The organism is Cupriavidus sp. L7L, assembly GCF_004353535.1.
GTDB lineage: Bacteria > Pseudomonadota > Gammaproteobacteria > Burkholderiales > Burkholderiaceae > Cupriavidus > Cupriavidus oxalaticus_A.
Genome location: NZ_SMNY01000009.1, coordinates 294,330 through 306,877 on the forward strand (window position 1 = coordinate 294,330; position 12,548 = coordinate 306,877).

Below are 12,548 nucleotides of genomic sequence, written 5' to 3' on the forward strand. Positions count from 1 at the left end.
GCGGAAAAGGCCCGTGCCGCTGGCCGGGAGCCTGAGTTGCAGAGGATTGTGGTTCGCGAAACTTACTGAGTTCTGACAGATTTCGGCGCACAAGTGCCAAAAAATGTCGGGGTATACGCTAGCCGATTTCAGGGCCGCGCATGCTGCGGTGCAGCCATCTTTAGCTCCACATGGCATTGCCGCGCGGGCCCGCCGGCATATCGCTATGCAGCATCGGAGCCCGGCCCGCGCAAGGCACCCTGCGAAGGCAGGGGGGCGGGCACGACAGCTTCGTCGGAGCCTTCATCGGCGCGGTTCATCCGCCAGGCGTACAGGGCCGCCATCAGCACGTAGACCACCAGCGCCCCCTGGGCGCCAACCCAGAACGAGAACGGCCAGCCGAAGAAGTCGAAGCGCAGTTCGCGCGCAAACCACGCTACCACGAAGGTAACCACGAACCAGACCGCCAGCAGCCCGACGATCCAGCGCAGGTTGCGGTGCCAGTTCTGGCGCTGGCGTGCTTCGGCGAGGTCAGGGGCGGGCGCGTCGTTCATCAGGTCAGGGTTTCGGTGGGGCGGCGCAGTGTCACGCGGAAATGCGCGCCGGCCAGGCGCGGCGATTGCTGGTAGACGTGGTCGGAAATCTGCACGTCGCCGCCGTGCTGCTGCACGATCTCGCGCACGATGGCCAGGCCCAGCCCGCTGCCTTCGGTATTGGTGCCGAGCACGCGGTAGAAGCGCTCCATCACGCGTTCGCGATCGGCCGGCGCGATGCCCGGGCCGGTGTCTTCCACGTCGAGGTAGGCAAACGGCTCGAAGGCATCGGCGCTGACCCGCACCGTCGCATGCCCGCCGCGCGGCGTATAGCGGATGGCATTGTCGAGCAGGTTGTTGAGCATCTCCGTCAGCATCAGCCCGTTGCCCAGCACCGTAACCGGGTGGTCGGCGGCGTCCAGCCCCAGGTCGATGTCGCGCGCCCAGGCCTGCGGCAGCCAGTCCTTGACCACCTCGCGCGCCAGCGCGCACAGGTCCAGCTCGCCCATGCCGCCGGTGCCGGCCAGGTTTTCCATACGCGCCAGCGACAGCAGTTGCGTGACCAGGTGCGCGGTGCGCTCGGAGCTGCCGGCGATCTGTGCCAGCGAGCGCCGCAGCTCTTCCGGCGACTGCTCGCGCTGCGCCAGCTCGGCCTGCATGCGCAGCCCCGCCAGCGGTGTCTTCATCTGGTGCGCGGCATCGGCGATAAAGCGCTTCTGCGTCTGCACCGACTGGTCCAGCTGCGCCAGCAGGTCGTTGAACGATCCCACCAGCGGCGTGATCTCCTGCGGTGCGGCGCGTTCGTCGATGGGACTGGTGTCGCCGGGGTTGCGTGCGCGGATGCGCTGCTGGATCGCGGTCAGCGGCGCCAGCCCGCGCGAGAGCCCGAACCACACCAGCACCACCGCCAGCGGCAGGATCACGAACTGGGGCAGGATCACGCCCTTGATGATCTCGTTGGCCAGGCGCGCGCGCTTGTCGAGCGTCTCGGCCACCTGCACCAGCACCGGCTGGCTGCCGCTGACATTGCGCAGGTCGACGTAGGTGTAGGCCACGCGCACATCGTTGCCGGCGATGCGGTCGTCGCGCAGCGACACCAGGCCGGCGTGGCCCTGGTCTTCTTCCGACGGCAGCGGCAGGTCGTGGTCGCCGGCGATGTACTCGCCGCGCTTGCCGACTACCTGGTAATAGATATTGTCGGTCTCGTCGGCGCGCAGGATCTCGCGCGCCGACAGCGGCAGCTGCAGCGTGACGCGGCCGTTGACCTCGCGCAGCTGCTGCGACAGTACGATGGCGCTGGCTTCCAGCGCCCGGTCGAACGGGCCGTTGGCGATCGACTTGGCCACCAGGTAGGTCACCGCGATGCTCATCGGCCACAGCAGCAGCAGCGGCGCCAGCATCCAGTCGAGGATCTCGCCGAACAGCGAGCGTGGCGCGGGCGTGGCGGTGCTTTCCTCCAGGTGAGGCAGTGCGTCGGCCAGTTCCTGGTCGGTGCCGGGCGTGCCAGGCGTGCCAGGCGTGCCAGGCGTGGTATGGGAGGGTGGTGGCACGGCGCGGTGCGCGCGCCGCCAGGGCAGTTGCAGCAGGCTCATCTCGACGGTGGTCGCTCGGGTGCGGTCGTGCTCGCCTGCAAGGGCGGGGCTAAGGTGCGGGCCGCGTCAATGGTGGCGTCAATGCTGCGCGGCCACGGCCGGCTGGAATTTTTCCAGGCAATAACCCAGGCCGCGAACCGTGGCGATGCGGATGCCGCCCACCTCGATCTTCTTGCGCAGGCGGTGCACGTAGACCTCGATGGCATTGTTGCTGACTTCCTCGCCCCACTCGCACAGGTGGTCGACCAGCTGTTCCTTGGACACCAGCCGGCCGCAGCGCGTCAGCAGGATCTCCAGCAGGCCGATCTCGCGCGCCGACAGGTCGAGCATCTGTTCGTTCAGGTAGGCGATGCGGCCGACCTGGTCGAAGGCCAGCGGCCCGTGCCGCATCAGCGTGGCGCCGCCGCCGGCGCCGCGGCGCACCAGTGCGCGCACGCGCGCTTCCAGTTCGGACAGCGCGAATGGTTTGGCCATGTAGTCGTCGGCGCCCAGGTCCAGGCCCTTGACGCGCTCGTCGACGCTGTCGGCCGCGGTCAAGATCAGCACCGGCAGCATCGCGCCGCGGGCGCGCAGGCGCTTGAGCACCTCAAGGCCGGACATGCGCGGCAGTCCCAGGTCCAGGATCAGCAGGTCGAAGGTCTGGGTCGACAGGGCGGAGTCGGCACCGAGCCCGTCGGCAACATGGTCGACGGCATAGCCAGAGTGACGTAACGAGCGCGTCAGGCCATCGGCCAGCGTGTCGTCATCTTCGGCGATCAGAATACGCATGGTTGTCTCCGCCTGGCCGGCATAGCCGGACGCCCGCGGAATGGGCGCGATGGGGCTTGCCAAGCATACTGTTTTTTTATACAGTACCCGCACATTCCGCTGGGGCCGCCCGGGATGCTTCCTGAGTGATGCTTCCGGAATGGCGGCCGCGCAGACAGCCGGGCCGGCGCCGGAGCCGGCAAAAGCCGGTGCCGCGCCACATGCGGCCTATTTATACACCATTTGATTCAAGGACGACCATGGACGACAAGAAGGCAGGTGCGGGCGTGAGCGCCGAGAAGCAGAAGGCGCTTGCCGCCGCGCTCTCCCAGATCGAGAAGCAGTTCGGCAAGGGCTCGATCATGCGCCTGGGCGACGGCGAGGTCGAGAAGGACATCCAGGTGGTCTCCACCGGTTCGCTCGGCCTGGACATTGCGCTTGGCGTCGGCGGCCTGCCGCGCGGCCGCGTGGTCGAGATCTATGGTCCGGAATCGTCGGGCAAGACCACGCTGACGCTGCAGGTCGTGGCCGAAATGCAGAAGCTGGGCGGCACCTGCGCCTTTATCGACGCCGAGCACGCGCTGGATGTCAGCTACGCCGGCAAGCTGGGCGTGAACGTCGGCGACCTGCTGATCTCGCAGCCGGACACCGGCGAGCAGGCGCTGGAAATCACCGACGCGCTGGTGCGCTCGGGCTCGATCGACCTGATCGTGATCGACTCGGTGGCGGCGCTGGTGCCCAAGGCTGAAATCGAAGGCGAAATGGGCGACTCGCTGCCCGGCCTGCAGGCCCGCCTGATGAGCCAGGCGCTGCGCAAGCTGACCGGCACCATCAAGCGCACCAACTGCCTGGTGATCTTCATCAACCAGATCCGCATGAAGATCGGCGTGATGTTCGGCTCGCCGGAAACCACCACCGGCGGCAATGCGCTGAAGTTCTACGCCTCGGTGCGCCTGGATATCCGCCGCATCGGCTCGATCAAGAAGGGCGACGACGTCATCGGCAACGAGACCAAGGTCAAGGTGGTCAAGAACAAGGTCTCGCCGCCGTTCCGCGAAGCCTTCTTCGACATCCTGTACGGCCAGGGCATTTCCCGCCAGGGCGAGATCATCGACCTGGGCGTGGACGCCAAGATCGTCGAGAAGTCGGGCGCGTGGTACAGCTACAACGGCGACAAGATCGGCCAGGGCAAGGACAACGCGCGCGAATACCTGCGCGAGAACCCGGACATCGCCGAAGAGATCGAGAACAAGGTGCGTGCCGCGCTGGGTGTGGCGCCGACCAACGTCGTGCCGGCCGAAGTGCTGGAAGACTGAGCGCCAGCCCGCCGCTGGAGCAACCGGAAGGGCCGGGGCATCGCCGATGCGCCGGCCTTTTTGTTTAGGCCCACGGTGGAAACTTCACGACCTCAATGGCCACGCGTCCCCCCCTGTCCCTGAAGGCCCGCGCCGTCGGCTACCTGTCGCGCCGCGAGCACAGCCGCGCCGAGCTGGCGCGCAAGCTGGCGCCCCATGCCGAATCGCCGGAACAGCTCGAGCAGTTGCTCGATGCGCTCGAGCGCGAGAACTGGCTGTCCAACCAGCGCTTTGCCGACAGCCTGGTCCATCGCCGCGGCGCCCGCTATGGCGCGGCCAGGGTGATGCAGGAAGCCAAGACCCACAAGCTGGACAGCGAACAGCTGGGCGAACTGCAGGAAAGGCTGCGCGCCACCGAGACCGAGCGGGCCCGCGAGGTCTGGCGCAAGCGTTTCGGCGTGCCGCCGGATACGCCGGAGGCACGTGCGAGGCAGATCCGATTCATGGTGGCGCGGGGATTCTCCCGGGCGGTGGTCAGCAAGATCATCCAGGGCGCTGACGAAGCGTACGGCGACGACGACTGAGCGTCTGTGTGCGGTAGTATCCGCATTCGTCGGTTCATTACCTGCACTGCAGTCAGGGTGTCATTGGCGCGCCGTTGCCCGACAATGCGGCGCGACAGTCGCCGCACAAGGATGTTCCCGGGCAAACCAGCGCGGCATGTTAAACTCCCCGGGTTATTCGGTGCTCCGGCGCCGCCGTTCCCAAGCCCCCAGTATTCCAGCCTGGCCATGCCTCTGTCCCAGCCCGTCAACCGCTCCTTGCGCCATCGCCGTGCCATTACGGCCGAGGCGTACCAGAGAGAGGACGGCCTGTGGGATGTCGAGGTGCGCCTGACCGACACCAAGCCCCGCGACATCGCACTTGCCGGCGACCGTATCCGCCCGGTAGGCCAGCCCCTGCACGACCTGTGGCTGCGCGTCACGATCAACGAGGACATGACGGTGCTGGATGCCGAGGCGTGCTCCGACTGGGTGCCGTACCCGTCGCAGTGCGACACCATCGGCCCGGCCTACCGCAAGCTGATCGGGCTGAACCTGCGCAAGGGCTTCCGCAAGGCCGTGCGCGAGCGCCTGGCCGGCATCAACGGCTGTTCCCACCTGACCGAAGCCGCCGGCGTGCTGCCCAGCACCGCGATCCAGGCGTTTGCCGGCGAAGTCATCAGTATCCGCGACAACGGCGAGGACGATCCGAATCCGGAGCCGCCCTATCAGTTGCACGGCTGCCACGCGCTGCGTTTCGACGGCGAGGTGGTTCGTGAGTTTTACCCGCGCTGGTATGGTCACCAGCCGAGGCCCAAGGCAAGGGCCGAGGCCGCACCTGCCGTCGCAACCGCGCCTCGGGCGCCCGCCGTGGCCAATGGCGACCGCGGTGGTCAAGCCAACGACGACGGCAACGACGCTGTCCCGGCCGACAGGCCAACCGGCACTTCCGGCTGATTCTCAGGATCAGCCAACCAGACGAGAGAGTTCGTCTCCTTTTTCAGATTTCTCCCTTCTACCTTTTACGCCTACCCGAAAGGAAACACGCATGAATATCCATGAGTATCAAGGCAAGGAAATCCTGCGCAAATACAATGTGCCGGTTCCGCGCGGCATCCCCGCGTTCTCGGTTGACGAGGCCCTGAAGGCCGCAGAACAGCTCGGCGGCCCGGTGTGGGTTGTCAAGGCGCAGATCCACGCGGGTGGCCGCGGCAAGGGCGGCGGCGTCAAGGTTGCCAAGAGCATGGACGAGGTCAAGCAATACGCCTCGAACATCCTGGGCATGCAGCTGGTCACGCACCAGACTGGTCCGGAAGGCAAGAAGGTCAACCGCCTGCTGATCGAAGAAGGCGCCGACATCAAGAAGGAACTGTACGTTTCGCTGGTGGTGGACCGCGTGTCGCAGAAGATCGCGCTGATGGCGTCGAGCGAAGGCGGCATGGACATCGAAGAAGTCGCTGCCCACACCCCGGAAAAGATCCACACGCTGATCATCGAGCCGTCGACCGGCCTGACCGACGCTGACGCCGATGACATCGCCCGCAAGATCGGCGTGCCCGACGCGAGCGTGGCGCAAGCCCGCCAGGCACTGCAAGGCCTGTACAAGGCGTTCTACGACACCGACGCTTCGCTGGCCGAAATCAACCCGCTGATCCTGACCGGCGACGGCAAGGTCATCGCGCTGGACGCCAAGTTCAACTTCGACTCGAACGCGCTGTTCCGTCACCCGGAAATCGTCGCCTACCGCGACCTGGATGAAGAAGACGCCAACGAAATCGAAGCCTCGAAGTTCGACCTGGCCTACATCTCGCTGGACGGCAACATCGGCTGCCTGGTGAACGGCGCCGGCCTGGCCATGGCCACCATGGACACCATCAAGCTGTTCGGCGGCGAGCCGGCCAACTTCCTCGACGTGGGCGGCGGTGCCACCACCGAGAAGGTGACCGAAGCCTTCAAGCTGATGCTGAGCAACAAGAACGTGCAGGCCATCCTGGTCAACATCTTCGGCGGCATCATGCGTTGCGACGTGATCGCCGAAGGCGTGATCTCCGCTTCCAAGGCCGTGCACCTGACGGTGCCGCTGGTCGTGCGCATGAAGGGCACCAACGAAGACCTCGGCAAGAAGATGCTGGCCGAGTCGGGCCTGCCCATCATCTCGGCCGACACGATGGAAGAAGCCGCCCAGAAGGTGGTGGCCGCTGCCGCTGGCAAGTAAGCCGTCGCACGAACGCAACCATACGCGAACGCGAGCGGTGCGCTGGCGCTCTTTATTGAGCTCCCGCGCGCGCCGCTCGTAGAAAAGCAAAGGATTACAGCATGTCGATTCTGATCAACAAAGACACCAAGGTCATCACCCAGGGCATCACCGGCAAGACCGGCCAGTTCCACACCCGTGGCTGCCGCGACTACGCCAATGGCAAGAACGCCTTCGTCGCAGGCGTGAACCCCAAGAAGGCAGGCGAAGACTTCGAAGGCATTCCCATCTACGCCAGCGTCAAGGACGCCAAGGCCCAGACCGGCGCGACCGTGTCGGTCATCTACGTGCCGCCCGCAGGCGCCGCTGCCGCGATCTGGGAAGCCGTTGATGCCGACCTGGACCTGGTGGTCTGCATTACCGAAGGCATCCCCGTGCGCGACATGATGGAAGTCAAGGACCGCATGCGCCGCGAGAACAAGAAGACCCTGCTGCTGGGGCCGAACTGCCCGGGCCTGATCACGCCGGACGAAATCAAGATCGGCATCATGCCGGGCCACATCCACAAGAAGGGCCGCATCGGCGTGGTGTCGCGCTCGGGCACCCTGACGTACGAAGCCGTGGGCCAGCTGACCGCGCTGGGCCTGGGCCAGTCGTCGGCTGTCGGCATCGGTGGCGACCCCATCAACGGCCTGAAGCACATCGACGTCATGAAGATGTTCAACGACGATCCGGAAACGGACGCCGTGGTCATGATCGGTGAGATCGGCGGTCCGGACGAAGCCAACGCGGCCAACTGGATCAAGGACAACATGAAGAAGCCGGTGGTTGGCTTCATCGCTGGCGTGACCGCGCCTCCGGGCAAGCGCATGGGCCACGCCGGCGCGCTGATCTCGGGCGGTGCCGACACCGCCCAGGCCAAGCTGGAAATCATGGAAGCCTGCGGTATCAAGGTGACCAAGAACCCGTCGGAGATGGGCCGCCTGCTGAAGGCGATGCTGTAAGGTCTGCTTGCCGTTCCCGCTGGGGCGGGAATGACAGACTAGTGATGCCCCCGCCATCGGCGGGGGCATTGTTTTTGCAGCGGGTGATCCCGGCGCCGTGAAAGCCCCGAAAGATTACAGGATTGAAATGTAATCGAAAGGTTCGTGGGTTAAACAGTCATGTCTGCGCTTTCAGACATCCGAACACCCGTCGGATGACGGGGCGCGCCAGTACATAAAACCGCCACCACATAGAACTCGAGGAGCCTCCCAGTGGAACTGCTGTCTTCCACCACTTTCTGGATTGCGTTGGGATCGATCATCCTGACCAACATCGTCCTGTCCGGCGACAACGCGGTGGTGATCGCGCTCGCCTCGCGCAACCTGCCGCCCGCCCAACAGAAGAAGGCCATCTTCTGGGGCAGCGCCGCCGCCATCATCATGCGCGTGGTGCTGACCGTGGCCGCGGTCAAGCTGCTGAGCCTGCCGTACCTGAAGATCGTCGGCGCCGTGCTGCTGGTCTATATCGGCGTGCAACTGCTGACCGGCGATGACGACGAGGAAGGCCACGACGGCAAGGACAATATCTGGGCCGCCATCCGCACCATCCTGATCGCCGACCTGGTGATGTCGCTCGACAACGTGGTCGCCGTGGCCGCCGCCGCGCAGAAGGGCCCCGAAGGCAGCCAGCTGATGCTGCTGATCATCGGCCTGGGCCTGTCGATCCCGCTGATCGTGTTCGGCAGCACGCTGCTGCTCAAGGTGATGGAGCGCTTCCCGGTCATCATCGTGCTGGGCGCGGCGCTGCTGGGCTACCTGGCTGGCGAGATGCTGGTCAGCGATCCGGTCGATGCGGCCTGGTTCGAAGTCCACGTGCCGCACGCTCACCTGGTATTCGGTGCCGCAGGCGCGATCCTGGTGGTGATCATCGGCAAGCTGCTGAGCCGCCGGCAGGCGCAGACGGCCTGACGGGGTATTGCATCGCAGGGAAGGGCGGCCGGGTGGCCGCCTTTTTTGTTGCTCTCCTGGCAGACGTCCCTGTCGGTGGGATATCCAACTAACTCATGTGAGTGATCGCACATTTTGTCGCTTCGGCAGGTGGTAGCGCCGCCAGGTGACAAAATTTGGCGCATGCGTAGGGCCTTTCCGCTGCCGGGTGACGGAATTTGTCGCTTTTTGCCCCCTACGGACGGGGGATATGGCTGGCACGCTTACTGCTGAATAGGCCCCGCGTCACGAAACCGAAGACGTGCAACGCTTAACCAAAATCTCTTCGAGGGGTCAAATCATGCAACGGGTACAACTGAAGAAACTGGGCCGTCGTGTCCAGAAGGGCTTTACGCTGATCGAACTGATGATCGTGGTGGCGATCATTGGTATCTTGGCGGCGATTGCGATTCCGGCTTATCAGGACTACTTGGTTCGTTCTCGTGTTACTGAAGGCATGGCACTTGCAGCTTCGGCAAAAACTGCGGTCACAGAAAACGCTGCAAGCGGGGTCGCCTTTGCTAGTGGGTGGACCGCTCCTGCCGCTACTCAAAACGTCACCAGTATTGTTATCACTGCTGCTACTGGAGAAATCACGATCACTTATTCCGCACGTGCAGGTGGCGGTACGCTTGTGCTCGTTCCTTCCGCTGCCGCAGCCAATCTCGCAGTCGGCACGGTTCCGGCTGGTGGTTCTGTGACTTGGGAATGCTTCTCCGCGGCCAAGGCCGCGTCAACCCTGCCGGTTCCGGGCCCGGCACCTACGGCAGCGGGCTCACTGGCTGGCAACTTCGCTCCGGCAAGCTGCCGCACGTAATTTTTCAGATCGTGATGGAAAAGCGCCTTCGGGCGCTTTTTCTTTGCCCGGCGCGCACGCTATGATGCGCCTTTCCCCAAACCAGGCGCCTCAATGCCGCCGTCCCGGACAAATCTCCCCGCGGCTGCTCTCATCGCAGCAATCGTCTTCCCGCTGTTAGTCTCCCGGCATACGCTCCCACTCGCGACGTTCTACGGCGAATGGACCGCCGCGTGCTGCGCGCTGGCCCTGGTTGCGTTCCTGTCGCTCCGCAAGCCCGCCACCCCAGCGGCATCTGCGACGATCTTGCTGCCGTGGGTAGCCTTGCTGTTCTTCTGGCTCGCCGCCGTCGGTCTGATGCGCACCGCCCTCGGTCACGCCGATATCACCGGCAGCGCGACCCTCACTGTCCTGTCACTGTTCCTCGGCGCAGCCGTGACATGCGCCGCATGGTCATACCGCCGCAGTCAAGCATCCGAGACGCTCAACGCCGGCGACACCCTGGCCATCGCCTTCCTGATCGCCGGCCTGCTCGGCACCGTCACACAGTGGGTCCAGCTCTTCCATCTCGAGCGCAGCACCTTCGGCCTCGTTTCCACCTACTTCTACGACGACAACCGCCGCCTGTGGGGCAACCTGAACCAGCCCAATCACCAGGCCACCGTGCACGGCCTCGCACTGGTTGCGTCAGTCTGGCTGGCATCGCGCGGCAGGCTGCGTTTCCCGATGTGGCTGGTAGCGGTAGCACTGCTGGAGAGCGGCATCGTGCTATCGGGATCGCGCACCGGCGTGCTGCATGTTGGTCTTGCCGCGCTCTACGCGCTGGTCGCTGCCTGGCTGGCACGCGACACGCCGCGCGAGGCGGATCCGATGCTGCGCACGACCGGACTGCTGGTGGCCGCGGCCGCCATGATCATGATGCTGCTGGTGCTGCAGCCAGCGATCCGCGCCGCCGGCCAGTTGCTCGACTGGCGCCTGTTCGACACCATCGCGCAACTGGAAGCCGAAGACCAGATGTCCGCACGTGGTGCGCTATGGTCGCATGCATTGGCGATGTTCCGCGCGCATCCATGGCTCGGTGTCGGCTGGGGCGAATTCGGCTGGGCGCAATTCACCCAGTTGCCGCAGGTCGGCGTGAAGGTGGAGATGTCCCTGCATGCCCATAACGCTGTGCTGGATCTGCTGGCCAAGACCGGCGTCGCGGGCACGCTCGGCGTCGCGCTGATTCTCGCAGCGTGGCTATGGCGCGTGGTGCGGGCGCGGCTCTGGCAGGCAGAAAACGGCGAGCGCCGTGAAGCGGTGCTGATGCTGACGTGGCTGGCGATGCTCTGCGCGCATTCGATGCTGGAATACCCCCTGCACTACCTGTATTTCTTCCTGCCGTTCTGTTTCCTGCTGGGCTGGCTCGAGCCTGCCGCCGCCGGACCATGGCGCGTCCCGGCCAGTGTGGCGAAGGGTCTCAACGTGGCCTGCATTGCGCTTGCCGTCGCCATCCTGGCGACCATGTGGCAAGACTACCGCCGCGCCGAAGCACGCGAATACGCCGCCAGCGAAACCCGCAACACCTTGCCGATGCCGCGCTTCTGGTTCCGCCAGCATGCGCAGGCCGATGCCGTCGGGCAGGCCGTCATCACGCCGCAGAATGCAGCGCAATTGCTGCCGGGGCATATCGCCGCCGTGCACCTGCTGCCGACTCCCACGATGATCGGGCGCACGGCGTGGCTGCTCGCGCTGACCGGCGATGCCGCGCAGGGCCGCCTGTGGATGGAACGGTTGCGCTGGTACTACCTGGGCGATGAAGCGACGCAATACGCCGAGATCGCCAAGGCATGCAGCGAGTTGTCCGAGGGCGAGCGCCCGCAGGCGTTCTGCGCCTGGGTCACCGATCGCTCGCGCCGGTTCTCCGCGTGGGGACGCAACTGACCTAGTAGTAGGGCACGTAGTAGGCCGGGGGGGGCGGCGCATAGTAGTACCGCGGCGCAGGAGCCGGCGCAGCCGCCACCCGCCCCGGTACTGGCACGCGGTTGCCGCTGGCATACATGCACTGCACGTAGGCGGCGTCGTATTGCCGCTGCGTGCCGTAACCCGCGTACTGCGCGTTGCCCGCGCCGACCGCGGCGCCTGTCAGCAGGCCCAGGCCCGCGCCGACCGCCGCGCCCGATCCGCCGTCAAAGGCTGCACCAGCCGCAGCGCCCAGCGCGGTGCCCACTACCGCACTGCCGACTGCCGCGTTGTTGGCCGCCTGCGAGGAAGTCACGCCGCCGACCTGCCCAAAGGCGAACTGGCGGCAGTTGTAGTCGTCGGCGCGGAACTGGTCGAAGCTCTTGCCGGTGCCCGGCAACGCCATCACGCTGGGGCCGGAAGGCATCACGACGCAGGCGCCGAGTGTCAGGGTCGCCACGGCAAACGTGGCGCGGGTCAGGACTCGCATGCTGTGCTCCACGCTGTCAGTAATTGGCCGGCGGCTGGGCCGGCACTCGCTGCCAGCCTCCCGGGCACGATTGCACGTAGGGGTAGTAGCCTTCCGGCTCGTTGCAGTGGTACCACCAGCCCTGGTCCTGCGGTACAGACCGCTCGGGCCCCGGGGCTGGCACCGGCCCGTTGGGGCCCTGCTCGACGTATTGAGGTGGCTCGGCCGGCACGGCGACGGCCGGAGCCGGGTAGTAATAGGGCGCAGGGTAGGCAGGGTAGTAATACGGGTAGCCGCCGAACACGACGCTGGGGCCGAAATAGAAGCCCACGCCGACACGCGTCTTGATCATGCCGCCGCGTGTGTCCGCGTCATGCCAGCCGGCATTGTGGAAATCGGCTCGCCCGGCAAGGGCGGCGCCGCTTGCGGCCGTGGCCGCCAGTGCCAGTACCAGCTGGCAGAGCTTGCGCCCGTTCATGGTATTCACCTT

General features: G+C 65.7%; 13 protein-coding genes. 8 read left to right on the top strand and 5 right to left on the bottom strand.

All coding sequences use genetic code 11. The features are described 5' to 3' along the window. Positions 1 to 203: 203 nt before the first annotated feature. The 3 genes from E1J61_RS09300 to E1J61_RS09310 all read right to left on the bottom strand — a co-directional run bounded on the left by E1J61_RS09300 (position 204) and on the right by E1J61_RS09310 (position 2,872). The gene (locus E1J61_RS09300; RefSeq protein ID WP_133093779.1) at positions 204 to 533 is read right to left on the bottom strand and encodes a DUF4212 domain-containing protein; all 330 of its coding nucleotides are present in this window, start codon (positions 531 to 533) and stop codon (positions 204 to 206) included. Then, positions 533 to 2,104 (bottom strand): sensor histidine kinase, encoded by a 1,572-nt coding sequence (locus tag E1J61_RS09305; RefSeq protein WP_133093780.1) that lies wholly within the window; start codon positions 2,102 to 2,104, stop codon positions 533 to 535. The genes E1J61_RS09300 and E1J61_RS09305 overlap by 1 nt, the downstream gene beginning before the upstream one ends. Positions 2,105 to 2,182: 78 nt before the next feature. Continuing rightward, entirely contained in the window at positions 2,183 to 2,872 is a 690-nt protein-coding gene (locus E1J61_RS09310) for a response regulator transcription factor (RefSeq protein WP_116317177.1), read from the bottom strand. Positions 2,873 to 3,111: 239 nt separating this feature from the next. Here E1J61_RS09310 and recA point away from each other — a divergent pair, with 239 nt between their 5' ends. From recA to E1J61_RS09350, 8 genes are all read left to right on the top strand, one after another. Next, positions 3,112 to 4,167, top strand: a complete 1,056-nt coding sequence (recA, locus tag E1J61_RS09315) for a recombinase RecA (protein ID WP_133093781.1) — start codon at positions 3,112 to 3,114, stop codon at positions 4,165 to 4,167. A gap of 95 nt (positions 4,168 to 4,262) precedes the next feature. Next, positions 4,263 to 4,730 (top strand): recombination regulator RecX, encoded by a 468-nt coding sequence (recX, locus tag E1J61_RS09320; RefSeq protein ID WP_133093782.1) that lies wholly within the window; start codon positions 4,263 to 4,265, stop codon positions 4,728 to 4,730. 207 nt (positions 4,731 to 4,937) lie between these two features. Next, a complete protein-coding gene (locus tag E1J61_RS09325; protein WP_133093783.1) occupies positions 4,938 to 5,645 on the top strand; it encodes a DUF2889 domain-containing protein in 708 nt (235 codons plus the stop codon). Between the two features lie 91 nt (positions 5,646 to 5,736). Next, complete coding sequence (gene sucC / locus E1J61_RS09330) at positions 5,737 to 6,903, top strand: ADP-forming succinate--CoA ligase subunit beta (protein WP_133093784.1); 1,167 nt, start codon at positions 5,737 to 5,739, stop codon at positions 6,901 to 6,903. Between the two features lie 101 nt (positions 6,904 to 7,004). Then, on the top strand, positions 7,005 to 7,886 hold the full coding sequence (gene sucD, locus E1J61_RS09335) for a succinate--CoA ligase subunit alpha (RefSeq protein ID WP_062796940.1): 882 nt from the start codon (positions 7,005 to 7,007) through the stop codon (positions 7,884 to 7,886). A 252-nt stretch (positions 7,887 to 8,138) separates the two neighbouring features. Then, positions 8,139 to 8,834 carry a TerC family protein gene (locus E1J61_RS09340; RefSeq protein WP_133093785.1) on the top strand — a complete coding sequence of 232 codons (696 nt, stop codon included), beginning with the start codon at positions 8,139 to 8,141 and terminating at the stop codon, positions 8,832 to 8,834. A gap of 319 nt (positions 8,835 to 9,153) precedes the next feature. Then, positions 9,154 to 9,669, top strand: coding sequence for a pilin (locus E1J61_RS09345; RefSeq protein ID WP_133093786.1), 516 nt, complete (start codon positions 9,154 to 9,156; stop codon positions 9,667 to 9,669). 93 nt (positions 9,670 to 9,762) lie between these two features. Next, positions 9,763 to 11,571, top strand: a complete 1,809-nt coding sequence (locus E1J61_RS09350; protein ID WP_133093787.1) for a PglL family O-oligosaccharyltransferase — start codon at positions 9,763 to 9,765, stop codon at positions 11,569 to 11,571. 1 nt (position 11,572) lies between these two features. Here E1J61_RS09350 and E1J61_RS09355 read toward each other — a convergent pair whose 3' ends face one another. Both E1J61_RS09355 and E1J61_RS09360 read right to left on the bottom strand, forming a co-directional pair. Beyond that, on the bottom strand, positions 11,573 to 12,079 hold the full coding sequence (locus tag E1J61_RS09355) for a hypothetical protein (protein WP_133093788.1): 507 nt from the start codon (positions 12,077 to 12,079) through the stop codon (positions 11,573 to 11,575). A gap of 16 nt (positions 12,080 to 12,095) precedes the next feature. Next, the gene (locus tag E1J61_RS09360) at positions 12,096 to 12,536 is read right to left on the bottom strand and encodes a hypothetical protein (protein WP_133093789.1); all 441 of its coding nucleotides are present in this window, start codon (positions 12,534 to 12,536) and stop codon (positions 12,096 to 12,098) included. Between the last annotated feature and the right edge of the window lie 12 nt (positions 12,537 to 12,548).